Below are 22957 nucleotides of genomic sequence, written 5' to 3'. Positions count from 1 at the left end.
CGGTGCTGGCCCAGCCGCCCAGCGCCGTCACGGACGACGTCCGCGGTTCTCCGCGCCTGTGCCAGTTCCCGGTGCCGGGCGCCCCAGACCCGCTCTTGGAGATCCGTGGTCTCGGCGTTGAGTGCGGCGTCGAGGTCGGTGACCTGCTGGCGTGCGTCGAGCCAGCTTCGTCTGGCGTTGACCTCTTCGCCGCTCAGGCGGTCTCGGTCGGGCGTGTAGCGCGCGTGGATCGCGGCGACCTGCTGGAGTGCGTCGCGTTGGTCGACCGAGTGTTGGTGTCGCTCCTGCAGGTCGGCTTCCCGGGTCCGGAGCAGTCCACAGGTCGGCGAGGACCTCCTCGAGGCGCCGGGTGGGTGGCTGGGTGCCGTAGCGCTCGATGTCCTCGGCGGCCTGCTGGGCGGCGGCTGCGGGGCCGAGGTCGGCCCGGTCCCGGGCGAACACCTGCTCCCACTGCCGGCGGGCATCCTCTTCATCTTCGGCGACCGGGTGCGTGATGTTGTCGTCGCGGCCGCGGGTCATCGCGACGTAGGCCGAGGCGGCCGAGGTGTGCTCGCCCAGCATGAGGTGGCCGGTGCTGGTGGTCTCGCCCCGGGCGCCGTACACGGTTGTCGCGTAGGCCAGCTCGACGTACTTGCGCGCGTAGCCGGCCGGGAGGGTGCGCAGATCGGAGGCGCGTCGGCCGCGCAGCGTGAGGCTGCCGTCGGCGCCGATGTCGGTGATCGTCCGAGTGTCGCGGTTGCTCACGCCGAGGTCGCGGTCGTTGCGCCGGGTCGCAACCCGGTCCCCGACCCCGAGCCGTTCACCGGCGTTGGTGGCGACCGCGCGGCTGTCATCGACGTGCCCGGCGGCAACCAGCCGGTCGCGGATGAATCCGTTCAACACGGCTGCCTGCTCGCGCGTGTCGGCCATCATCCGCATCCCGTCCCGGCCACCGTGGCGGCTGTGGATGGCGTCGGCGGCGAGCCGCGCGAACGCCCGGGTGCGTTCGGCTTCGCTGGGGTAGATCCGGATCTGGCCCCGGCGCCACAACGCGTCCCATACCTCACCGCCCCGCTCACCATCCGGCTCACCAGTCCGCTCACCCGCGTCCGGGCCGGGCGGGGTGTACATGGGGGAGCCGGTGCGCAGCGCGAGGCTGATGGCGGCGTACTCGGGGTCGGCGAACCGGTGCGCGACGTCGAGGTCCACGTGCGCCTCGGGCGAGACCCACCGCGTGGCGAGGTCGAGGACCCCGCCGCGGCCGGTCGCGGGGAGCTGGTGCCGATCCCCGACCAGCGCGACCCGCGCACCCATCTCGTCGGCCACGGTGAGGAGTGCACGGGCGGTGTCCCGGTCGAGCATCCCGGCCTCGTCGACCAGCAGCAGGTCACCACGACCCAACACCGCCCCGGGCGCCGGATCGGCGGCAACTCGGGTCCAGCGGCCGTCGGCGTCCCACCGGAAGCCGTGCTGGTGCACCAGCCACGCCACCGAGCCCGCGGTGCCGACCTCACGGGCCGCGACCCGGGCCGCCTTCAACGTCGGGGTCACCACCAGCATCCGCCGGCCCCGCTCACCCAGTACGTCCCGGGTGGCGGCGAGGGTGGTGGTCTTGCCCGCACCGGCCGCACCCTCGATGACCACCAGCTCCGCGTCGCTTGCGAGCGTCGTGACGGCGGTGCGTTGGAGCTCGTCGAGCCCAGTCCCCGCCTCGGGGAACACCATCGCCGATCCCGGGGGGACGCTGGCACGGCCCGCGAGCCGGGTCACGATGTCGGCCTCGGTCCGCAGCACATGCGGTGAGGTCAGGGCTCGGACGTGCACGGGAACACCCGGCTGGTGCAACAGCGACACGCACGCCGCGACCGCGCGGACGGTGAGGTCCTCGGCCAGCTCGGTGCGCACGGCCGGGTCGACGACGAACCCGGCCGCGGCGACCGCCTTCTCGGCCTGACCGCGGACGTCGGCGGCATTCCACGCCGACCGTCGGGCGCCGAGCCGGACCGAGATGGTTTCCACCGCGGCCTCGCGGTCGAACGCACCGACCCGGGGTGCGCCGACCACCATCGGCAGGCCCGGCTGGGCGGTGGGGTCGCGGTAGCCGAGGTCGCGAAGCTGCTGGTTCCGGGCCGCCACGAGTTCGGCACCATCCCGGGGCGCGATCTTGTCGGGGCGCGCGTCCTTCCACGCCCGTCGGTCCCACGACCGGCGCACCGCCGGGCCGGGTTCCGGCCGGGGTTGGCGGTGCGCCATTCGGCCTCGTACCGGTCGATGTTGCGGCCGATCTGCGCGGCCCGCTCACTGAACGCACCCACGAAGGGCGCCAGCTCGGCGACCTCCCCGGTGTCCGGCTCGAGCGTGAACCCGGCCGCGGCGAGTGCGGCGCGGAACTCCGGGTCGCACATCACCGCGGCGTGCCCGATGCCGTTCAGCGCCTCGATGGAGTCACGGAACCCGACCGTGTGCAGGCCCCGCCACTGCCCCATGGCGAACACCCGGGCGTTGACCTGCAGGTGCAGGTGGCGGTGGGGGTCCCCGGCCCGGGACGTGTAGTGGCGCACCACCGCCGCCTCGATCCGCTCGACCGGCACCTGCACTTGCCGACCGCGGGGTCCGACCCGGGTGGTGGCGTGTTCGGCGACCCAGCCGATGATCTGTTCGGCGGCCCGGTCCTGCGCGGCGTCGTACGCCGCCGCGACCTCCGGGTTCAGTGCCGCTGCGAGTGACCGTGTCTTCGGGCCGTTGACGGTGATCTCGACGAACCGCACGGCGTTGCTGTCCTTGCAGGAGCCGTCCCCGGGCCTGCCCGGTCTCGGGGTCGTGGCCGGCCACCCACTGCTCGTACCCGTCGCCATCCAACGTCCCGAGATCACGCACTCCCTCGCCGGGCGAGGCGCCGACCCGGCGGGCCAGTCCGACGCCCTCGGCGAGGTAGTAGTCATCGACCCGGGACCGGTCGGCCTCGACGTAGGCTCGCGCTGCAGAGGCCGCTCCGCGGTAGACCTTCACGCCTCCATGCATGACCAATCACGTCCAACAAGTCGCCCGAAAATGACTGTCGGGCCACCCGACGCCGGGCGACCCATCTACGACCTTCGTAGCATGCGTGCCGCCCAGAAAGAAGGTCGGATTGGAACGCGAAGGCGAGAAGCGAGATGGGATCTTCGGGACCGATGAGAGTCAACGATGTTCGTCGATTGGGCGGGAGATCGCGATGAGTCGAGCGTGGATCGAAAGGGTGAATGCGGACCATCGGAAACGTGAGCCTGTGGTAACCGAGGCCTGCCCCGGATGTGATCCGTCCGTAGTCGACATGCGCGGATGGTTCTCGTGGATCAGGAGGTCTTGCGTTGGCGGACGCAGCGGCTGATCGTGCCGTTCGGTATGAGGCTGATACCCGGGTCAGGCCGGGATGCCTTGATGGATCCTGCCGTCGACGATGGTCAAGCAGTTGTGGGCGCTCGCCGCGATACTGGCGTCGTGTGTGGCGATGATGACGGTGCCGCCGAGGCGTTGTTGCAGCTCCGTAATGAGCTCGAGGATTTCTTTGGCTGTTTGTGAGTCGAGGTTGCCGGTGGGTTCGTCTGCCAGCAAGATGTGGGGCTCGTTGACGAGTGCGCGGGCGATCGCTCAGCGTTGTTGTTGTCCGCCGGACAATTGAGACGGTAGGGAGTCTTCGCGCCCCTTGAGTCCGACCATCGACAAGAGGTCTCGGGCTCGGTCGTGCTTGTCGAAGTTCACCTTTCTCGCTGCCAGCGGCGCTAGGACGTTGTCGAGAGCGGTCAGGGCGGGCAGCAGGTGATAGCGCTGGAAGATGAATCCGATGCGTGATCGGTAGTCGGCGCGTTGCTTTCGGTTCAGGCGAGACAGTTCGGTACCTGCAACCGTGATGCTGCCGCTGTCGGGGGTGTCGATGCTTCCGATGAGGTGCAACAGTGTCGACTTTCCAGAACCAGACGCACCCATGAAGGTGGTGATGACGCCGGATGGAATGTCGTGCGTGATGGCGTCGGCGGCGCGAAGAGTCGACCCGTCACCCAGTCGGTATTCCTTGGTGACACCTCGCAGGGACACTGCAGGACCATCGGTTCCGATCTGGACTTCAGTCACGGTCACAGTTCCTCCTCGGCGAGTATGCGGGCGGTGTTGAGATGGATCGCGATCCGAGGCTGGGACGGTGGAAACGAGCGCCCCGACGAGGATCCGGGCTGCGGTGATCGCGGCGGTCAGGGTCAGGAGTTGTGCGGAGATGCCGACGAGCGAGTTGAGGATGGTCAGGCCGAGAAGCGCGCCGAGGGCAGCGCCGAGGCTTGAGATGATGACTGCCTGTGCCATGACTAGCCGGACGACGGCGTCATCTCGCCATCCTGATGCCTGCAGTGATGCGTAGCCGGACGCCTGTTCCTTGACGTCGAGGATCAGGACGTCGAGGACAGCGATGATGCCGATCGTGCAGAGTATGAAGCCCGCGGTGAGGTCGGCGGACCTGACTTGAAGGGCGACGGCGTTGCCCAGCAGGTTGCCGACGACGGTGCCACTGAATCCGATACTGATGCCGACGAGCACCACCACGGAGGCGACGCCGACGGCCGGGGCGAGGCTTGCTGTCAGGGGACGGCTCGGTCTGCGCAGCAGATACGCGATGCCGAGCGAGGCAGGGCCCTTGAGCGGACGGGCACGGCGTGGGGGGCGCGCGACGTTGCGGATGGTCGTTGCAGGGGTGGACCGTGCTGCGGTCAGGGCTGGCCAGATGCCGACGAGCAACATCAGCGCGCCGGCGGCTGGGATGGCCAGTGCCGCGCGTGTCCGGGACACCGGGGTGTCAAACAGGAACCCGAGGGGCCAGCTGGCCGCGGCGCCGACCATGCCTGCAATCGCGCCAATAGTGAGGAGCCGCAGGAGCACGGATCTGTACAAGGTGCTGGGGCGCCAACCCGGGCAAGCCAAGACCGCCAGTTCCCGTTGTCGAGCCCGCACGGAAGCGTTTGCCGAGATGCCGACTGACAAGCCAGTGGTGAGGAGGATCAATACGAACAGTCCGAGACTCTTTTTGTCGACAGCGTTCACGATGCGTTCTGCGACGCCCTTCTCGACCCAGTTCTCTACAACGGTGATGTCGCCTGAGTCGGTCTCTAGTTGGATCGAGGTGGGGGCGGGGGACGAACCAATGGTGATGTCGACGTCGAGGCCAGTTGCGGCCTTGATGGCTTGGGCGACCACACGGACGCGCTCGCGGCTTAGTTCGTCTGCTCCGGTGACATCCGCCACGCGGATCCTGACGACGCTGATGGGCTTCTCGCTCTTGGCTTGGGGATCGGACCAGCCGTAGACACCTTGCGCCGTGATGGCAGGAAGCGAGGAAAGAGTAGTCAACATGAGAGGCGGGTTCTGCAGGTAGCCGGCCGGGTTGGATCCGGGGTAAAGATCCTCACCGCCCAGTGCCTCGCGGGTGCGCGTGTCCCCAGCCTCGACCGCTGGTGACTGATATGTCTCCAGCGGCACCTTGCCCAGCGTCGTTCCTTGGAGCAAGTTCGCAGGATCGAACGTCCCTCGCACGGACAGCATCGGCAACTTCTCGGGGGCCATCCCCGGTGCGGCCGAGAGTTCGCGAAACCCCCGGACTGGTGGCCGACCGGGGGACCGGGGCGTAGGGCTCACCTAGGAAAACACCAGAGGTCCAGATTCCGTTGTCGACCTTCTGATTGACCGCTTGCAAGGCGACCGACGCCGAGGAGCCTTGGTATTCGACCCGGCCAGCCTCGTAGAAGGCCCGAGGGAGCACCTCTCCGCCGTTTGCCCAACTTGCCAATGCCTTGTTTAGTTCGATCTTTCGACCGTGGGCGCGAACGGTGGGTGCTTGGAGCAACAGCTGTCTCGCATCTTCCCTCATGAGGCCCTTCTTCAGTTGCTCGATCGTGCGTCGTCCGAGTGTGTCCACCGGACCTGCATGACCTCTCGAACGTAGGACTGCGTGGAGTAGAGCACGGGGATGGTTGGCCCGCTCATGCCAGTGTCATCTGGCTCAGGACCGGACTCATCGGTGAGATAGCTACCGCGCACGATGGCGTCGTCAAGGCCCGTGAGAGCTGCTTCGGCTTCCGGATCGATTGCCGCAACCGTCACAGGGAACCGGATAGGGAGCCTGACGACAAACTTGCTGCGTCCCTCCGGCCAAACGGATCCGGCCAACCCCGACTCGCGGTCCCAGCACTGAGGGAACCAGCGGGCGTCTTCAGAGAAGGGCCCTACGCGCCGAACCGGGTCACCGCGGCAAACCGGCACATTCTCGCCCCGGATGCGCTGGGTAACTGGGATCTCGCTGCCGGCGCCGAAGTCTTGACTCAAGCCATCAGCCACGTAGGTGTATCCCTGCGGACCAGTGAACTGGTTCAACCCGGCAGAGTTGCTGCCAACTGACGAGAACCGGAACAAGGATTCGCCGACCGGGTCGACGTCCGGAGTCACGTCAATGGGTACCCACACGTTCTGGATGACCTGTCCAACCATGGCGATGGGTGCAGCGATCTCCACGCCGGGGATCTTGCGGATCTGCGCGACCTCCTTGGAGGAAATACTGCCGTAGATGCCCGATAGGTAGTTGGGTCGGACAGTGCCTTGCGCCGCTTCGATGGCTGTCTGTGATCCCTGTGGACGAACCGGGATGTCGTAGGACGACCTGTAGTTGGCGTCGACCGTACGGGTCACTTCGAGTCGCGCGCTCTGCGCAGAACCCGTCAACAGCACGAACGAGCAGACGCCGATCGCGACGACACACAACATCGACACGTCACGCAACGTGATGCGGCGCGTCCACCCCCGATTGCCCACGCGAGCACCATGCCGGTCTTGGTCGAGTTTGCCAAGCATTCGTGGTCGGTTGTCAGCGACGGTCGAACTCTCGGCGGGGACGTTCCGCTTCAACGCATCGAGTTGAGCCGGGTGAGTCCGTGCTCGGTGGCGGCGAGGTGCCTACGTGGGACCGTCGTTAACCGCGTTGCGATCAAGGCCGCGTCCACGAGGTTGGCTTCGAGTAGAGCAGCGACGAAGTTGCGGTCCTTCTCGCGGAATGCGGTCAGCTTCGCGACGCAGAGGTCCTCCTTGTCGAGGCACCAGCCCGTGAAGCGCTCGCCAGTCGGCGCCGCCGTGTTGGCGTTCTGCACCATGACCGGGCGATCGCGCCAACCATCGGGCAGTACAGCCGTCTCGAGGTCGACGCCGTCGATGCTGAAGCCGTGGAGTTCCTCGAACGGCGAGAACTCGCCCGCGACGCCTTCGATCAGGTCGGCCAGTCGCGCGGTCTCATCGTTGGTCTCGGCCATCGGCAGGATGTCGACCTCGATGGACATCGTTGCGGCCGCGGGGAGCTGTGACTCGTCGTACGTGCCGAGGATGGCCTGCGAGCCGACAACGATGACCTCGGACTGGTGGATGATCTGGCAGGCCGCGCGGATCGCGTGCTCCAGCTGGTCTCGTCGCATCAGCCCGCCACCGCCATGACTTCGTCGCGCTGCTCGCGGGTCAACAGGCCGCCCATGGGGGACACCTCGCGCATCTCGATCGAGTCGCGGTCGAGACCGGTCAGGACACGGTGCAGGCCGGGGAGGTCGCCGCGCTCGATCAACTGCCGCCAGCGGTCGACATTCCGCTCGTGTGGCTGACCCGTGACCCGGTCGCTGAGGCGATCCGGGTTGCGCTCGAGCGTCGGCCGCCACCCCTCGAAGCTCAGGTGATTCAGGAGCGTGGAGAGTCGCCGGTGCAGTTGCCACGAGCGGCGTTCGGAGCGAGTCAACTGGGGGACGACGGGGCGTCGTACGACCTCAAGACGGAAACCCATGCATGAGAGCAGACGGTCGAGCTGGTCGTCGCTGAGGTCGACCTTGCCGGAGAGGAAACCGCTGATGCTCGGTTGCCGCACACCGCTGAGCCGGGACAGCCCAGACTGCGTGGTGCTCGTCTTGAGCATCACCTCGCGCAGCACGTGACTCCTACTCGTCATGCTCGCACTATAGCGGAATCTGCTATAGCCACGCGGGTCGTGATTGGGCTCTGGGGCAACACTGGGGCAACACGAGGTCCAGAAACAGCCGGAGATGACCAACGGCGACCAATCGTCGAATGCGGCTCTGACCTGCGGTTTCATTGATCTCCAACGTCGTCCGACGACCCCTCCGTCGCTCTCTCAGGGCGGTAGCGCCTCGTCCTGCAGTTCTTTGAAACTCGGCAATGGCGAGGCAGGATCGGCTCGATCTCTTTCGCCTTGGCCCATTCCGGATCGAGGGTCGCGATCTGCCAGCACGCGGGTGCCCAGAGTCCGCAAAAAGTCCGCAAGAAGTTCAGCGGAGATCGGTGGAAGCCAACGACGCCCAACGGTGTCGGAGTTGCGTTTGTGCAGGTCAGACGCCATTTTCCGGGATCCACCAACGATGACCGCCAACACCCAATCTACGGCGAAGTCGTTCCGCTTCAACGTCTGAGTCGACCCGGGCCGCCCGATGGAACTCCGAGCACATGCGTGGAGATCCGGGCTCTGACGGGCGTGGCGCGATCTGGCTGCTTTGGAAGCGAGCAAACGTGGTGAACCCGGGCACGGGGTCGGGGGAAGGACCTCGTGCCCGGGTCGCTGGGGAAACGCCCGGGGAGCGTCGGGAGCAGCGGTCAGGCGGGTTGGCCGGCGAGGCCGTAAGCCTCGTCCCGGTCGGCGCCGGGCACCTGCATCTCGAAGGTGTCGCTGACGACGGTGTAGTCGTAGTAGCCCATCCGGGCGATGGGCTTGATGCGGGGGATGTCGAGCTTGCCGTCGGGAGTGAGGACGGTGTCGTCGATGTGGATGCGTTCGACCTTGGCGAAGACGATGTCGATGGTGCCGACGTTGGAGTCGCCGGTCATCCGGTGGGTCGAGAGATAGCGGCATTCGAAGTGGACGGGGCTCTCGGCCACCATCGGCACCGGCGCCAGTCGGCATAGCGCTTGGTGATCCCGGCCCGGTCGAACTCGCTCTCCTCCGGCGGCAGCGCCATCGCGCTGGTGTTGACCGCCTCGCGGAGCTCATAGGTGGCCATGTTCCAGACGAACCAGCCGGTCTGCTCGGCGTTGAGCACGGTGTCCTTGCGGCGGCCGTCGGGGTACTGGTTGGCGGAGAACATCACCATCGGGGGGTCGAAGGTGAGGTTCTGCCACTGGCTGTACGGCGCCGGGTTCTCCACGCCGTCCGGGGAGACGCTCGACAACCACCCGATGGGGCGCGGGACGGTGCAGCTCTTGAACGGGGAGAAGGGCAGCGGGCTCTTCTCGGTGGCGGGGTCGTACTTCATGGCGGAGGTCCTTGCTGGGAAGAGGTCTGGGATCAAGCTGTTCAGCGCTGGGTGGCTAGGACGCGGCGTGCAGCGACCTCGTTGCGGACGCGGCCGGTGAAGGCGTAGTAGAGGCCGCCGGCGACGACGAGGCCGAGGATCCGGGAGATCTCTGCGCCGCCCATCCAGTCGGCGACGGGACCGACGTAGAAGGTGCTGTTCATGAAGGGGATCTGGATCAGCACGCCGAGGACGTAGGCGAGCATGGCGCCCTTGTTGAACCGGCCGTAGATGCCGTCGGGGTTGAAGAGTTCGTCGACGTCGTACTGCTCCTTGCGGACCCAGTAGTAGTCCACCGGGTTGATTGCAGACCACGGGGTCATGAAGTAGAGCAGGAAGAGCAAGAAGTCGGTGAACGAGGCGAGGAAGTTGTCGGTGGCAGCCAACGCGATCGCAGTGGCGGCTGCGGAGATGAAGGCGATGTAGATGACTCGGTGGCGCGGCTCGATGCGGGATTGGCGAGTCAGGCTGGTGACGATGGTGGCCACCGACATGTAGCCGCCGTAGGAGCTGAGCGTGTTGCCGGTCAGCTTGCCGCAGATGACTGCGAGCAGCACGACCACGGAGAAGACGCCGCCGAGGTCGGCCGGGGAAGCCGACCCTGGTTGCCAAGGAACCCGACGCCGCCGAGGGCAGCGGCAAGCGCGCCCGGGATCATCGCGGCCGAGGCGCCGACGACGCTGCCGAGGAATGTCCAGCCGATGGTGGCGGACTTGGGGGTGTCCTCGGGAAGGTAGCGGGAGTAGTCGGCGATGTAGGGGCCGAAGGTCAGCTGCCACGAGGCTGCCAGCGAGATCCCGAGGATGAATGGGGCGACTGCGAAGGTGCTGTCGGAGAGGGCGTCGGTCGCGGCGGGCTCGGTCAGCATCTTGATGAACAAGCCTGTGAACACCACTCCGCTGAGCACCGCCGCGAGGTGGGAGAAGCGGTGGATGTGGCGGTAGCCGAAGATCGCCAGCACGGTGGACATCAGCGCGAACAGCACCGAGCCCACTTCGGGGGAGGTGTGGAACAGGCGCGACATCGCCTGTCCACCGAGGACCGAGCCTGTGGCGTAGAAGCCCGGGAAGATCATCAGGGCGAGGACAAGCGGGAGGATGGCGCCGAAGTAGCCGAACTGAGCGCGACTCTGGATCATCTGCGGCACGCCGAGTCGGGGGCCTTGGGCGGAGTGGAGTGAAGTGAAGAAGCCGCCCACGACGTTGCCGAGGATGATCGCGGGGATCGACCACAGGGCGGTGTTGCCCGGGATCACGAAGAGGGCGCCGGTCACCACTGCGGTGATCGAGGTGTTGGCTGCAAACCACACGAAGAGCAGGCTGCGCGGGGAGCCGTGACGCTCTGCGAGCGGGATGTGGTCGATGGAGCGTTGTTCGATGCTGGAGTTCGTAGCCATTGCGTTCCCTCATGTCTGGGCGCTCACCGGGTGGATCGGGCTGGTCGTGTGAGCAGGGTCTCAGCGGTAGGCTCCGTATGCAACCAGTATATCGGTGGCATATCAAGGGGGCGGATGAAATCTTCTGCCGTACGCAGCCGGGGGACGCTCCTCGGGACCCGTAGAATCGCCGAACCGGGGAGGCCGTAGGGCGATGACCGAAATGGGCAAGGCCGTGCAGGCCTACCACGACATCGAGCGCATGGTGGTGTTCGGTGAGATCGATCCCGGCTCGCTGGTGTCGGAGTCGTTCCTGATGGAGAAGACGGGGCTGGGTCGTACGCCGGTGCGTGAGGCGCTTCAGCGGCTCTCGCGGAACCGCATGGTGGAGATCCATCCCAACAAGGGTGTGTTGATTCCGTCCGCGTCGGTGGAGGCGCAGCTGCGCATGCTCGAGCTACGACGTGTCCTCGAATCGCTCGCGGTGCGTCTGGCCTGCGAGCGGTCCAGCCAGAGCCGATGGCGACGAAATGGCGGCACTGGTCGGGCGGCTCGAGCAGGGCGGCTTCGACCTCAAGGGGTACGCCGAGACGGTGCGTGGCACGCACGACCTGATCGTGCAGGGGGCCCACAACGAGTACCTTGCGGACGCGATGGCTCCCCTGCAAGGGCTGTCTCGGCGGTTCTGGTTCACCCACGTCACCGACGTGGACACCGAGATAAAAGCCGGCGCCAACCTGCACGTCGCCATCTTGAAAGCCATCCTCGAGCGCGACGCGGACGCTGCCGAGGGCGCCGCACTTGAGCTGAACGACTACCCGGTCGACTTCTCCTACGCGACCCTCGGTCCACAGGCCGGGCGCCGGTAACCACGTACACGCCGTTCGAGCATCGTCGAGCGTCAATCTAGGAGGGGCGTTGGCGCAGGTCCCAGCGGGAGCCCACACGCTGCAGCTCCTGACATATCTGGCACGACAGGCCACGCCCGTCGCCGCGGCGTCGATGGCTCGAGATCTCGCCCTGCCGCGTTCGACGACCTACCACCTGCTCCAGACCATGATGGATGCCGGCTACGTGACCCACTATCCGGACCAGCAGGTCTACGGTCTCGGGCTGGCGGCCTACGAACTGGCCAGTGGCTACATGCGCCGAGAGCCCTTGCAGCGTCTGGCTCGCCGCCCGCTCGCCGACCTTGCCGATCGCAGTGGGCACAGCGCGCACCTGTCCGTGCTGCACGGACGCGAGGTCGTCTACGTCATCGAGGAGCGAGCGCCGGGACGGGCGCGTCTGATCACGGACGTTGGAGTTCGGCTCCCGGCGCACACGACGGCGTCGGGACGCGCCATGCTCGCCCAGCTGCCGCCGGCACAGGTGCGGGCGCTGTACCCGAGCGCGAAGGAATTGAGCGGGAGCACAACGTCGGGCCCCCGGACGCCGATCGAGCTGAGACGTCTGTTGAGCGACGTGCGCCACGAGGGTTTCGCCAGCGAGGAAGGGGAGGTCACCGCCGGGCAGTCGTCTCTGGCTCGGGCCGTCGTGGACGCCAGCGGGTATCCGGTCGTCGCCGTGGCCGTGACGTATCCGGTCGAGGACCGATCCGAGGCCTTGCTGGACGGCCTCACCCACCACCTCGACAGGACGGTCCATACGCTCGCACAGAGGCTCGGGGGCAGAGCGGTGACCCGACCCGCTGGGGGTGCTAGACGGTGCGAGACCTCGCCAGCTCCCTCCGGTGCTGGGCGAGGACGGAGAGCATCGCCAGATCCACCTCGGGGACGGCACGCACCTCCGCCAGTGTCGCGTGGTACCGCCGAACGGGCTCAGGCCGGGCCCCGAGCCATGCGGACACGCGTTGCGCAGGACCGGCCGCTGCGGGCGTCGCGTCCCGGGATGTCCACGGTGATGGTCCGCATCTGAGTCGCCAGCTCGTCGGCCAGCGATGTCTTGGCCAGCTGGAGCCAGTGCGGGTCACCTGCAGTCACCGTCATGCCCGCCCGCAGCCATCTCGCCCCCAGCTCCTCGCCGACGGCGTGCCACACCGCGACGACGTCCCGGAGTGGCGACGCGGTGGCGGCGGCCGCCTCCCCGATGTCCGGGGAGGTGCCTGCCGGGCGCGACTCCGCGATCCGACGCGCAAGGACCTCGGGCACGCCGCGGTCGGCGAGCATCAGGGCGTCGGCCGCGACCCCGGACTCGGTGCCGTCGTCCAAGCCCCTCAACAGGCTGGCCTGCGCATCCGCGACGCGGTGTGCCAACCGCTCGATCACGTCCCCGATTGCGAGGGGCGAGGGACGGTTCCGCAGCAGCCACCCCGCGCCCTCCTCGAGGGACTGTTGGATCAGCGTCAAGGCGGAGAGCCGCCCGTCCACCGGGATCGCCATGGCGTCGTCGTCGACCTCCGCCCAGAGTCGACCCGGGCCCGGGACGTCGCGGGCGACCGCGAAGGCGGCGGCAGCGTCGGGCAGCAGCGCGCCGGTGCGCTCTTCCAGTCGGACGAAGAAGCCGGGCCCGGCCTCGGTTCACGATGTCGTTGGCCGGGACCGTGCCGGCGATCTGGCGAGCCAACGGGTGCTGCTCGATGAGCCCGGCCCTCCGTGCCCGGGGAGGGAAGTACGCGCCCAGCATGGCCCGGACGGCGGGATCGGAGGGCAGCTCGGAGTCCAGCAGGGCCTCCCGCACGCTGATCTTCGACCGGGCAAGGAGCGTGGCGAGCTCCGGCCGGCTCAGTCCGTCGCCGGCCACGCGACGCCGCGTGATCTCTTCGTCATCGGGCAGGTGCTCGAGGCGACGGTCCAGCCCAGCGTCCTTCTCCAACAGGGCGATCAGCCGCGCGTGCCGGTCCAGTACGAGGGGACCCCGGTGCAACGCGAGGCTGATGGCCCGTGCCTGCCGGCGATTGTCCTCCAACACGGCATGGGCGACCTCGTCCTGCATGGACGCCAGCAAACGGTCGCGATCGACGCGGTGCTCCCCACTCGGGTAGTTGCGGGTGAGCAGGATCTTCAGGTTCACCTCGTGGTCGGAGGTATCCACGCCTGCGGAGTTGTCGACGAAGTCGGCGTTGATGCGACCACCCCGGCGCGCGTACTCGATGCGTGCCGGCTGGGTCAGGCCCGGGTTGCCGCCCTCGCCGATGACCGGCAGCGCAGGTCGGTGGCATCGACACGGACCGCGTCGTTGGCTTTGTCGCGAGCATCCGAGTGCCCCTCGGTGGAGCTCTTGACGTACGTGCCGATGCCGCCGTTCCACAACAAGGTGACGGGGGCGGTGAGGATTGCGCGCACGACATCGTCCGGTCTCGCCCACTCGCCTTCCGCGGTGATGCCCGGGCGTGCCCGGGCTTGGTCCGACAGTGGGATCCGCCTGCTGTTGCGTGAGTAGACGCCGCCACCGGGTGAGATCAGGTTCGGGTTGTAGGACGTCCAGTCCGAGGCAGGCAGCTCGAAGAGGCGCCGCCGTTCGGCGTAGGAGGAATCCGGGTCAGGGTCCGGGTCGATGAAGATGTGGCGGTGGTCGAATGCGGCGACCAACCGGATCTGGTCGGAGAGGAGCATGCCGTTGCCGAACACGTCCCCGGACATGTCCCCGATCCCGACGACGGTGAACGGCTCACGTGCAGCATCAAAGCCGATCTCGTCGAGATGCGCTTCGACCGACACCCGGGCGCCGCGGGCGGTGATGCCCATGCCCTTGTGGTCGTAGCCGCTCGGAACCGCCCGAGGCGAAGGCGTCGCCGAGCCAGAACCCGTACTCGGCGGCCACCTCGTTGGCGAGGTCGGAGAATGTGGCAGTGCCCTTGTCGGCGGCCACCACAAGGTAGGGATCAGGGTCGTCGTGGCAGCGCACGCGCGAGGGGCGGTGCTCGACCCCGTCGACCGGGTTGTCGGTCACGTCGAGCAGGCCGCGGATGAAGGCCGCATATGCCTCGCGCACCGGGCGGCCCTGCAGCGTCACGGTCGATACCGGTCAGGGGCACGCGGAGGACGAAGGCGCCCTTGGCGCCCGCCGGGACGATGACGGAGTTCTTGACCTGCTGCGCCTTGACCGGGCCGAGCACCTCGGAGCGGAAGTCCTCGGGACGCTCGGACCAGCGCAGCCCGCCACGCGCCACCCGGGCGGTGCGCAGATGCAGGCCCTCCACGAGCGGTGAGTAGACGAACGTCTCCACCAAGGGTCGCGGTTCCGGGACGAACGCCAGCGAGCGTGGCTCGATCTTGAGCGTCAGCCGCGGCAGCGGCTTCTGTGCGCCGTCGGCCCGGAAGAAGCTGGTGCGCATGGTCGCGCGGACCACCTCGCTCAGGGACCGCAGCACCCGGTCCTCGTCCAAGGTCCGCACCCCGTCGAGAAGCCCTTCGAGCTGTGCGACGGCCTGCTGTTCACCCTCCTGCGTTCCGTGGTCCGGGTCGAATCGGGCCTCGAAGAGTGCCACGGTCGCGCGGGCGAGCGAGCCGTTGCGGACCAGTGTGTCCCTGGATGTATTCCAGCCCGAGCCCCAGTCCCGTCTGGCGCAGGTAGCGGCACAGCGCACGCAGCAGCATGACCTGCCGCCACGTCAGGTGCTCCTGCAGGACGAGGCTGTTGAGGCCGTCACGCTCGGCTGCGCCGGGAATGGATCGCCCTCAGCGCTTCGCGGAAGAGGTCGCCGTTCTCGTCCACGTCTCCCGGCCAGTCGAGCAGAACGTAGTGCTCGGCCCCGGCGTTCGTCGTGTGCCGAGCAACTCGCACGCCGAGGCTCTGGAACATCTGCACGGCGTCGACCACAAGAGGCGCATCATCAGCCCAGACCAACGTGCAGTCGACCGCGCCCGGTTCGGCCGGCGACGCGGCGAGGGTGACCGTGGGCGCGCCGCCCCGGGAAGGCTGGTGGGCGAGCATGGCGTGGTCCTCAGCTGTGGGCGGGGTCGTGTTCACGCCTCCCATTGCAGACCTGTCGTGAGGGCCACGGCCAGCAGGGAGCCACGCATGGTGTCTGGGATGACAGACACCTGCACGGTGGTGCCCGAATGCGCGCCGTACGGCGATAGCGTGGCGCGCATGATCACCGCGCTCCACACCCTCGTCTACTCCGACGACGCGCCCGCGACCCGCGCGTTCTTCAAGGACGTGCTCGAGTGGCCCTTCGTGTCCGAGGGGTCGGACGATCCCGCCGAGTGGCTGATCTTCAGCACAGGGCGCAGCGAGCTCGGGGTGCACCCGACCGCGGGCGAGCACGAGGGGCACGCCTACAGCTCGCCGAGGCACCACGCGATCGCGGTCATGTGCGACGACCCGGACGCCACGATGGCCGAGCTCTCCGGTCGGGGTGCGACGTTTGCAGGCGAGCCGAACGAGATGGGTTTCGGGCGCGGCGTCAGCCTGCACGTTCCCGGCGCGGACGACATGCTGCTCTACCAGCCGCACCACGCGACGGCCTACAACCCGGAAGGTTGACGTGCTCGGACACCGACCCAGCTCCGTCTCCGCCGCCGAGGGCGCGCAGGCAGCAGCGGAGGGCAAGGTCGTCATCTACTGGCGCAAGGGGTGCCCGTTCACGAAGCGCCTGCGCCTCGTCCTAGGCAAGCGCGGCGCCAAGGCCGTGTGGGTCGACATCTGGGCGGACGCCGACGCAGCGGCGTACGTCCGGAGCGTCAACGACGGCAACGAGACCGTGCCGACGGTCGTGATCGACGGCGAGGCCCACGCCAACCCGCCGCCGAAGCTGGTCGTCGACGCGCTGGCCCGGACGGTGTGAAGAGCCTCAGGCCTCCGCCGCGGCCTTGATCGCCTCGAGCGTCTCGCGCATCCCGGCGAGCTGGCTCTCGGTGAAGGCGGCCTGCCCGCCCATGAAGCCGTCGGTGAGCTCCTTCGAGAGGTCCGAGAGCCCGTCGGGCAGCTCGCGCCGCTGGGTCAGCAGGGCGCCGCCACCGGCACGAGGCGTGAGCTGGAACGACCAGATCGCCCAGTTGTCCTCGACCCGGAAGGCCAGCTCCGTTTCCGGGCTGAACTTCACGATCTCCGCGCGAGTGGTCCACTCGAGCTCGCCGTGGATGTTGCGGTTGGTGAACTGGGCTCCCAGCGCCACCTCGTCGAAGCTGCTCCGCAGCCGAGTCGAGGTCACCTGCGGGCTCCACTCGGACATGCGGCGCACGTCGCTGACCGGGTCCCACACGGAGGCGACCGGCGCGGCGATCTCGATGCTCTGCTCGAGCAGGGGGCGAATGTCGTTGTCCATGCCGCGACCCTAGCGAGCGGCGATCTGGCGGGTCACCCGCAGCCGCAGGGCGAGCGCGCCAGTGACGAGCAGCAGCGTCACCGTCAGCGCGACCACGCCCGACCAGCCCACGCCGGTCCAGACCTTCGCGCCCGGGCTGCCGAAGATCGACGCCCCGAGGTAGTAGGTGAACGTGTAGAACGACGCCGCCCGGCCGGCGCTGACCCCACCCGCGTGTGCGCGGGCGGGCACCCAGCCGCTCGCCACGCCGTGCACGGCGAAGAAGCCGATGACCAGTAGCGACAGACCGGCGACCAGCACCGGCAGCGACGACGACAGGGTCAGTACGGCGCCCGCGACCGCGACCACCGTCCCGATCGGAAGCACGGCGCGGCGACCGATCCGGTCGGCGAGGCGGCCGAACGCGGCGGCACTGAGCGTGCCGAGGGGGTAGACGAGGAACACCGGGCTCGCGGCACCGAGGCCGAGGCCGAACGGCGGCGCCTCCAGCCTGAAGCCGATCACGTTGAGCATGGCCACGAGCGCACCGACCGAGCAGCCGCCGATGACGTAGAGCCCCACCAGTGCCCGGTCCGCCACGGCCCGCCGCGCCATGGCGAGCATCGCGCCGACGCCGGTCGGGGCGGGGGAGAAGTGGCGTGACTCGGGCAGCATGCGGCGTACGACGATCGCGCAGGCCAGTGCGAGAAGGGCGGCGGCGCCGAGCGCCCACCGCCAGCCGGCGAGCTCGCCGGCGTAGCCAGTCACCAACCGACCCGCCATCCCGCCGAGTGCGGTGCCGCCGATGTAGAGCCCGGCGGCCCGCGCGTGCGTCGAGCCGTGCAGCTCCTCGCGGAGGTAGGCCGTCGCGACGGCGGGCAGTCCCGCCAGCGCGACGCCCATCAGGCAGCGCAGCACCAGCAACGACGTCCGAGGTCGGGGCGAGCGCGCAGCCGACGGCGCAGATCACCGAGAGCGTCATCGAGAGGTGGATCAGCCGGGTGCGGCCGACCACGTCGGAGAGCGGGCCCACGACGAGCAGGGAGACACCGAGCGACAGGGTCGCCAGCGAGAGGGTCAGCGTCGTCTCGGTCGAGGAGACGTCGAAGCGGGGCCGCGAGCGCCGGGAGGATCGCCCGGGTGCTGTAGAGCAGCTCGAAGGTGGCGAGGCCCGCGGCGAACAGTGCGATCACGACGCGCCGGTAGCCCGTGGAGCCGGGCAGGTGACCGGCGTCGAGCGCGGTCGGGACGGAGATGGTGGGAGCGGACATCGCTCACCGAGTGTGCGCCGACAAATGTCATGCGTCCAATGTCGAGAACGCCAAATGTGCATACGTCGGGCGTATGATCGTGGAGTGCAGATCCGGGACTGGAGTGGTTGCTCGCCGTCACCGACCACGAGCACGTGACCGACACGGCCGCGATCCTCGGGATCACCCAGCCCACCTTGTCGCGAGCCCCGGCCCGGGTCGAGGGTGAGATGGGCACCCAGTGTTCGCGCGGGCGGCCGACGGCGTGCACCTCACCCCGATCGGAGAGCTGGTGGCGACCGGGGCGCGCGAGGTCGTGGCGCGCTACGACCAGCTGGTGGTCGACGTGCGGGGCGCGCTCGACCCCGAGTCCGGTGTCGCCCGGCTGGCCTTCCTCGACTCGATGGCGACCTCGCTCGTGCCGCAGCTGCTCCGCGAGTTCCACGCTGTCGCGCCGCGGGTGCGGGTGCTGCTGAGCCGAGAGCCGTCCCACGAGCTCGAGGCGGACCCGGCCAGCGGCGCGGTCGACCTCGCGATCAGCTCGCGCCGCTCCGCCGGCCACGGCTGGCACCTGCTGCAGGAGGAGCGGCTGGTCGTCGCCGTACCCCCGACGCACCGGCTGGCCGGACGATCGCGCCTGCGCCCGGCCGACCGGGGGGGAGGAGCTGGTCACCACGCCACCCGGATACGGCTTCCGTACGCTCGTCGACTCGCTGCTCCGGGAGGCCGGGGTCGCCCTCGAGATCTCGTTCGAGAGCCGGGACCGGCGACGATCGAGGGGCTCGTGGCCGCGGGCCTCGGGGTGGCGATCGTGCCCGAGGCGATGGTCGGGCTCTCCGGCACGCACGGCATCCAGATCGTCGGGTCGCCGGGCGCCCGCCGCAGCATCGGCCTCACCCGGCGCACTGATCGGAAACTGCCGCCGGCGGCCGAACGACTGCGGGCGTCGATCGTCGCGGGGACCGCGAACCACTGACACTTTGGTATCCACCGGATACCAAACGCTCGGATTCCGGTGCCCTCGCCGGTTGGTAGGTATCCAGTTACCTACCAACCGGCCGGAGGCCGCCAAGTCGGGTGTTTTGGTAACCACCGGATACCGGCTCGAGGCGACCTCAGCGGGGTCGCTCTAGGCTCGCGCCATGACTGAGATCGAGTGGGACGACCACATCGCCGTCACCCCGACGACCGACGGCGAGTTCACGGCCGACCTCACGGACGGCTGGGTCGTCGGCGGCGGAGTCAACGGCGGCTACCTCCTCGCCACCATCGGCAACGCGCTCAGCAAGGTCGCTCCCGGCAAGCCGGACCCGATCGCGGTCAGCGCCTACTACCTCTCCGCCTCGGTGCCGGGACCGGCGACGGTGGCGACCCGCGTCCTGCGCGACGGAGGCAGCGTGGCCACCCTCGCGGCCGACCTCAAGCAGGGTGACGACGCGAGGATCACCGTGCTCGCGACGTGCGGCGACCTCGACCGCCTGCCCGACGACGTCCGCACCACGGCGAAGCCGCCGATCATGGCGCCGCTCGAGGAGTGCGTGCCCAACACGCTGGCCCCCGAGGATGTCCGCAAGATCGCCCCGCTGATGGAGCGCTTCGACATGCGGTTCGACCCCGGGTGTGCGGGGTGGGCCGTCGGCAAGCCGTCGGGCAACGGGCTGATGCAGGCGTGGTTCCGGCTCAAGGGCGAGCGCGACCCCGACCCGATCGAGCTGCTGATGGTGTGTGACGCGCTGCCGCCGGTGACCTTCGACCTCGGGATGTTCGGCTGGGCGCCGACCCTCGAGCTGACCGTGCACGTGCGGGCCAAGCCGGCCCCGGGCTGGCTGCGCGTCAGTCACCGCACCCGCAACGTCGCGGGCGGGATGTTCGAGGAGGACTGCGAGGTCTGGGACTCCGCGGACCGCCTCGTGGCCCAGAGCCGCCAGCTGGCGCGGCACCCGCGCGGCTGACAGAAACGGGCGTGACTCCCGAAGGAGCCACGCCCGCTCGTGGTCGTGCTGATCCGCGATCAGGTCACGGCACGGACACAGTCACGTAGGTCGGTGCCGGGGCCCCGTCGTACTCCACGACGCCGAGGTAGCGACCGGCCTCCGGGCCCGTCCAGACTGCGTCGAACGAGGTGCTCGCACCCCGGGTGACCGCGACCGGGTCGGGCTCGGCGTGGAAGCTGCCGAGACCGGTCCCACCGACGACGTACTCGTCGTAGGTCGTCGCGATGCTGGTCTCACCGGGGGCAGCGGCGTGAGCCGTTGACCACGACCGGGTAGGACGCGGCGACCGGGTTGAGCAGGGTCACCGTCTCGTCCGCCGCGCCCGTGGCCGACTGGCCCGCCACGGCCACCGGCGTGCCGGCGGCGTTGAGGCGGTAGACGGTCAGGTCGAGGTCGGCGGCGTCGTTGGCGGCGTCGGCGACGAAGCGGGCGGCCTTGGTGCCGGCGGGCACGACGACCGTACGCTCGGAAGTCCTCGCCGACCGCGGTGCTGCGCTCCACCGTCGTGGCCTTGGCCAGACCGGTCGGGCGGACGTCGAGCTCACCGGTGTAGCCGGCGGTGATGTCGACCGTGGCACGACCGTCGGCGCCGGTGCCCGCCACCGTGGCGGGAGCCTTGACCGAGACCGGACGGGCGCGACCGGCATCCGGACCGTGGTGGGACCGGTCAGGGTGACGAAGCCCGTCGAGAACTTCGCGAGTGCGGCGTCGGTGCGGGTGAAGGTGAAGGTCACCGCGACCCGCTCGCCGGCGGACCCGATGGTCACCGACGACTTGTCCGTCGTGACACGGAAGCCGGGCACGGTGGCCTCGACGCTCCACGTGCCGGCACGCAGGCCGGTGAACGTGCGCGTGATGCTGGTGCTGGCGGCCACCCGGCCCCGGGCGATCGAGGGGACGTTGAGGGCGTTGGCCGCGATCGGCTCGACACCGTCGATCGGGGAAGCCCTGACCCTCGACGAAGCTCAGCCACTCGTCCTCGCTGGAGGTGACGACGAGACCCGGGTCGAAGAACCCGGTCGGGTCGACGTGACCGGCGCCCCGGGCGAAGGGGTCCCGGTGCGCGCTGCCGTCGGCCTTCTTGAGGTCGTAGGCGGTCGTCATCATGGCCGACTTGACGGTCATCGGCGTCCACTGCGGGTTGACCCCGAGGATGAAGGCCGCGAGACCGGCGACGTGCGGGCTGGACATCGACGTGCCGGAGTAGAGGTCGAAGTCACGTCCCCGGCCCGACGGCGGGGCGACCGCGGCCAGCACGCTGGCACCGGGAGCCGCGATGTCGGGCTTGATGACGTCGGAGTCGCTCGCCTTCGCGGGGCCACGCGAGGAGAAGCCGGCGATCTGCGGCACCACGGTCGGCGAGCCGCCGGTGGTGTCGCCGGACTCGAAGGACGCGGTGGCGCCTGCGGTCGCGGCGTAGGCCTTGATCGCGGGGGCTGCCACGTGGTCGAGGTGCACGGTCGGCACGGCGTGGAAGTCGGCGTCGAGGCTGCCGGGCGTGATGTTGACCGGGATCATCGCCACGCCGCCGGCCTGCTTCACCGCGGAGCTCTTGGCGACCCGGTCGTAGACGCCGCGGTCGCAGACGACGACCTTGCCGGTGACCTTGGCCGGGTCGAGGCTGCCGGGCGCGCAGAGGCGGACCTCGTCGGCGGTGGCCGGGGCGAGACCGGACGCGGTCGAGTTGACGAGCGGCGTGCTGGCCAGCGGCGTGCCGTTGATCGAGGCGCCCTTGTACTTCGCACCGTTGCCGAGCACTGCGGTGTTCTCGAACACGGCGTGGGTCGCAGCCGCCACCGTGGTGATCCACGGGCTGTTGTGCGCGACCGTGGAGGCGGTCGGGCCGCTGTTGCCGGCCGAGGCGGCGACGAAGACGCCCGCTGCCGCAGCACCCGGGAAGGCGAACTCGACCGCGTCGACGACGGTGTTGGTCGCACCCGAGATCGAGTAGTTGATGACGTCCACGCCGTCGGTCACGGCGTCGTCGACGGCGGCGAGCGTCGAGGAGGTGTAGCAGCCACCGGTGTTCGGGTCGGTGTCGTTGAAGCACACCTTGTAGGCGGCGATCTTGGCCACAGGGGCCATGCCGCTCACGGTGCCGAAGTCACGTCCCTCGACCGAGGCCGAGACACCGAAGTTGCCGGCGGCGGTGCTGGCGGTGTGGCTGCCGTGGCCATCACCGTCACGCGTGGAGATGAACTCGTTGGCGTCGCGCTTCTCGACCGGGACGCTGGCGACGAACGCGTCGGCGTAGTAGCGGGCACCGATGAGCTTCTGGTTGCAGTCGTTGACCTCCCAGTCCTCCCCGGTCTCGCACATGCCGCGGAACTGGCTGCCGTCGGCCTTGTTCATGAAGGTCGAGCGGCCCGAGCGGTAGGGCGTGAACTGTCCCCCTGCCTTGCTCTTCAGCTTGGGACCGGCGAACGACGCCGACTCCGGCCAGATGCCGCTGTCGAGGATGCCGACGACGACGCCCTTCCCGGCGTTGGCCACGCCGCCGTTGGCGGCCCACTGGCCGCCGGTGCCGGTGCCCGACTGGGACTCCGGGCCGAGGAAGCGCGGCGTGTTCCGGGTGTCGAGCTCGAAGGCGGTGTCCTCGACCAGCGTCAGCACCTCGCGCATGACGGCGAGCTCCGCTGCCTGCTGCGCGGTGAGCTGCGCGGTGAACGAGTTGGAGGCGATCGTGGTCTGCGAGAACACGTCGGCCCCCACGGCGTCGGCGATCCGGCTCTGCTCGCGTTCCGGGAAGCGCGAGTACTGCGCGACCTTGTCGGAGCGGGCGTTGAACTTGTTGCCCGAGCGGGCCCGGGTGGCCGCGA

25 protein-coding genes and 5 pseudogenes are annotated in these 22957 nt (G+C 69.0%); 7 read left to right on the top strand and 23 right to left on the bottom strand.

Annotated features, from left to right (window positions below):
- Window positions 1-27 precede the first annotated feature (27 nt).
- From LP418_RS04805 to LP418_RS04755, 11 genes are all read right to left on the bottom strand, one after another.
- The gene (locus LP418_RS04805) at window positions 28-1704 is read right to left on the bottom strand and encodes an ATP-dependent DNA helicase (RefSeq protein ID WP_257956904.1); all 1677 of its coding nucleotides are present in this window, start codon (window positions 1702-1704) and stop codon (window positions 28-30) included.
- 80 nt (window positions 1705-1784) lie between these two features.
- Entirely contained in the window at window positions 1785-2834 is a 1050-nt protein-coding gene (locus LP418_RS04800) for a relaxase domain-containing protein (protein WP_257955428.1), read from the bottom strand.
- Between the two features lie 547 nt (window positions 2835-3381).
- Entirely contained in the window at window positions 3382-3573 is a 192-nt protein-coding gene (locus LP418_RS04795) for a hypothetical protein (RefSeq protein WP_257955427.1), read from the bottom strand.
- Window positions 3574-3609: 36 nt separating this feature from the next.
- A complete protein-coding gene (locus LP418_RS04790; protein WP_257955426.1) occupies window positions 3610-5565 on the bottom strand; it encodes an ATP-binding cassette domain-containing protein in 1956 nt (651 codons plus the stop codon).
- A 315-nt stretch (window positions 5566-5880) separates the two neighbouring features.
- Window positions 5881-6807 carry a hypothetical protein gene (locus LP418_RS04785; protein ID WP_257955425.1) on the bottom strand — a complete coding sequence of 309 codons (927 nt, stop codon included), beginning with the start codon at window positions 6805-6807 and terminating at the stop codon, window positions 5881-5883.
- Between the two features lie 89 nt (window positions 6808-6896).
- Window positions 6897-7457 carry a DUF6036 family nucleotidyltransferase gene (locus LP418_RS04780; RefSeq protein WP_257955424.1) on the bottom strand — a complete coding sequence of 187 codons (561 nt, stop codon included), beginning with the start codon at window positions 7455-7457 and terminating at the stop codon, window positions 6897-6899.
- A complete protein-coding gene (locus LP418_RS04775) occupies window positions 7457-7975 on the bottom strand; it encodes a helix-turn-helix domain-containing protein (RefSeq protein ID WP_257955423.1) in 519 nt (172 codons plus the stop codon). The genes LP418_RS04780 and LP418_RS04775 overlap by 1 nt, the downstream gene beginning before the upstream one ends.
- A gap of 659 nt (window positions 7976-8634) precedes the next feature.
- Window positions 8635-8865 carry a hypothetical protein gene (locus LP418_RS04770; protein ID WP_257955422.1) on the bottom strand — a complete coding sequence of 77 codons (231 nt, stop codon included), beginning with the start codon at window positions 8863-8865 and terminating at the stop codon, window positions 8635-8637.
- Window positions 8862-9290: a flavin reductase family protein gene (locus LP418_RS04765; RefSeq protein WP_257955421.1), complete on the bottom strand. Its 429-nt coding sequence runs from the start codon at window positions 9288-9290 to the stop codon at window positions 8862-8864. The genes LP418_RS04770 and LP418_RS04765 overlap by 4 nt, the downstream gene beginning before the upstream one ends.
- Window positions 9291-9331: 41 nt before the next feature.
- Window positions 9332-9892: a cytosine permease gene (locus LP418_RS04760; protein WP_257955420.1), complete on the bottom strand. Its 561-nt coding sequence runs from the start codon at window positions 9890-9892 to the stop codon at window positions 9332-9334.
- Window positions 9856-10725 carry a purine-cytosine permease family protein gene (locus tag LP418_RS04755; RefSeq protein ID WP_257955419.1) on the bottom strand — a complete coding sequence of 290 codons (870 nt, stop codon included), beginning with the start codon at window positions 10723-10725 and terminating at the stop codon, window positions 9856-9858. The genes LP418_RS04760 and LP418_RS04755 overlap by 37 nt, the downstream gene beginning before the upstream one ends.
- 193 nt (window positions 10726-10918) lie before the next feature.
- Between LP418_RS04755 and LP418_RS32430 the strand changes: the two are divergent.
- The 3 genes and pseudogenes from LP418_RS32430 to LP418_RS04745 all read left to right on the top strand — a co-directional run.
- Window positions 10919-11110, top strand: a pseudogene (locus LP418_RS32430) (GntR family transcriptional regulator); the annotation flags it as partial.
- 58 nt (window positions 11111-11168) lie between these two features.
- A complete protein-coding gene (locus tag LP418_RS04750) occupies window positions 11169-11573 on the top strand; it encodes an FCD domain-containing protein (protein ID WP_257955418.1) in 405 nt (134 codons plus the stop codon).
- Window positions 11574-11622: 49 nt separating this feature from the next.
- Window positions 11623-12333 (top strand): annotated as a pseudogene (locus LP418_RS04745) (IclR family transcriptional regulator); the annotation flags it as partial.
- A 70-nt stretch (window positions 12334-12403) separates the two neighbouring features.
- On the opposite strand, the gene LP418_RS32425 reads toward LP418_RS04745, so the two are convergent.
- The 7 genes and pseudogenes from LP418_RS32425 to LP418_RS04720 form a co-directional block, all read right to left on the bottom strand.
- A complete protein-coding gene (locus tag LP418_RS32425; protein ID WP_442940224.1) occupies window positions 12404-12553 on the bottom strand; it encodes a hypothetical protein in 150 nt (49 codons plus the stop codon).
- Window positions 12525-13205 (bottom strand): annotated as a pseudogene (locus tag LP418_RS04740) (hypothetical protein); the annotation flags it as partial. The pseudogene LP418_RS04740 and the gene LP418_RS32425, both read right to left, overlap by 29 nt.
- Window positions 13206-13230: 25 nt before the next feature.
- Window positions 13231-14351: pseudogene (locus LP418_RS32420) on the bottom strand (NAD-glutamate dehydrogenase domain-containing protein); the annotation flags it as partial.
- Window positions 14326-14595 (bottom strand): NAD-glutamate dehydrogenase, encoded by a 270-nt coding sequence (locus LP418_RS04730; protein ID WP_257955415.1) that lies wholly within the window; start codon window positions 14593-14595, stop codon window positions 14326-14328. The pseudogene LP418_RS32420 and the gene LP418_RS04730, both read right to left, overlap by 26 nt.
- Window positions 14528-15133: an NAD-glutamate dehydrogenase domain-containing protein gene (locus LP418_RS04725; RefSeq protein WP_336275909.1), complete on the bottom strand. Its 606-nt coding sequence runs from the start codon at window positions 15131-15133 to the stop codon at window positions 14528-14530. The genes LP418_RS04730 and LP418_RS04725 overlap by 68 nt, the downstream gene beginning before the upstream one ends.
- Window positions 15081-15242 (bottom strand): hypothetical protein, encoded by a 162-nt coding sequence (locus tag LP418_RS32415; RefSeq protein WP_442940113.1) that lies wholly within the window; start codon window positions 15240-15242, stop codon window positions 15081-15083. The genes LP418_RS04725 and LP418_RS32415 overlap by 53 nt, the downstream gene beginning before the upstream one ends.
- Window positions 15243-15291: 49 nt before the next feature.
- Window positions 15292-15579, bottom strand: a complete 288-nt coding sequence (locus LP418_RS04720) for a hypothetical protein (RefSeq protein WP_257955413.1) — start codon at window positions 15577-15579, stop codon at window positions 15292-15294.
- Between the two features lie 159 nt (window positions 15580-15738).
- Between LP418_RS04720 and LP418_RS04715 the strand changes: the two genes are divergently transcribed.
- Both LP418_RS04715 and LP418_RS04710 read left to right on the top strand, forming a co-directional pair.
- Window positions 15739-16134, top strand: coding sequence for a VOC family protein (locus tag LP418_RS04715; protein ID WP_257955412.1), 396 nt, complete (start codon window positions 15739-15741; stop codon window positions 16132-16134).
- A gap of 1 nt (window position 16135) precedes the next feature.
- On the top strand, window positions 16136-16435 hold the full coding sequence (locus tag LP418_RS04710) for a glutaredoxin domain-containing protein (protein WP_257955411.1): 300 nt from the start codon (window positions 16136-16138) through the stop codon (window positions 16433-16435).
- Between the two features lie 6 nt (window positions 16436-16441).
- Here LP418_RS04710 and LP418_RS04705 read toward each other — a convergent pair whose 3' ends face one another.
- The 3 genes from LP418_RS04705 to LP418_RS04695 are packed head-to-tail and all read right to left on the bottom strand — an operon-like array spanning window position 16442 to window position 18165.
- A complete protein-coding gene (locus LP418_RS04705; RefSeq protein ID WP_257955410.1) occupies window positions 16442-16915 on the bottom strand; it encodes an SRPBCC family protein in 474 nt (157 codons plus the stop codon).
- A gap of 9 nt (window positions 16916-16924) precedes the next feature.
- The gene (locus tag LP418_RS04700; RefSeq protein WP_257955409.1) at window positions 16925-17812 is read right to left on the bottom strand and encodes an MFS transporter; all 888 of its coding nucleotides are present in this window, start codon (window positions 17810-17812) and stop codon (window positions 16925-16927) included.
- Window positions 17797-18165: a hypothetical protein gene (locus LP418_RS04695; RefSeq protein WP_257955408.1), complete on the bottom strand. Its 369-nt coding sequence runs from the start codon at window positions 18163-18165 to the stop codon at window positions 17797-17799. The genes LP418_RS04700 and LP418_RS04695 overlap by 16 nt, the downstream gene beginning before the upstream one ends.
- A 220-nt stretch (window positions 18166-18385) precedes the next feature.
- Between LP418_RS04695 and LP418_RS04690 the strand changes: the two genes are divergently transcribed.
- Window positions 18386-19120 (top strand): LysR substrate-binding domain-containing protein, encoded by a 735-nt coding sequence (locus LP418_RS04690; RefSeq protein WP_257955407.1) that lies wholly within the window; start codon window positions 18386-18388, stop codon window positions 19118-19120.
- 166 nt (window positions 19121-19286) lie between these two features.
- A complete protein-coding gene (locus tag LP418_RS04685) occupies window positions 19287-20096 on the top strand; it encodes a thioesterase family protein (RefSeq protein ID WP_257955406.1) in 810 nt (269 codons plus the stop codon).
- Window positions 20097-20371: 275 nt separating this feature from the next.
- Here the strand turns inward: LP418_RS04685 and LP418_RS32410 are convergent, their stop codons facing one another.
- Both LP418_RS32410 and LP418_RS32405 read right to left on the bottom strand, forming a co-directional pair.
- Window positions 20372-21013 (bottom strand): hypothetical protein, encoded by a 642-nt coding sequence (locus LP418_RS32410; protein WP_442940223.1) that lies wholly within the window; start codon window positions 21011-21013, stop codon window positions 20372-20374.
- A 211-nt stretch (window positions 21014-21224) separates the two neighbouring features.
- Window positions 21225-22760 (bottom strand): annotated as a pseudogene (locus LP418_RS32405) (S8 family serine peptidase); the annotation flags it as partial.
- Window positions 22761-22957 lie beyond the last annotated feature (197 nt).

Source organism: Nocardioides sp. B-3, assembly GCF_024703895.1.
GTDB lineage: Bacteria > Actinomycetota > Actinomycetes > Propionibacteriales > Nocardioidaceae > Nocardioides.
This window is presented reverse-complemented; position numbering and strand designations above follow the sequence as displayed.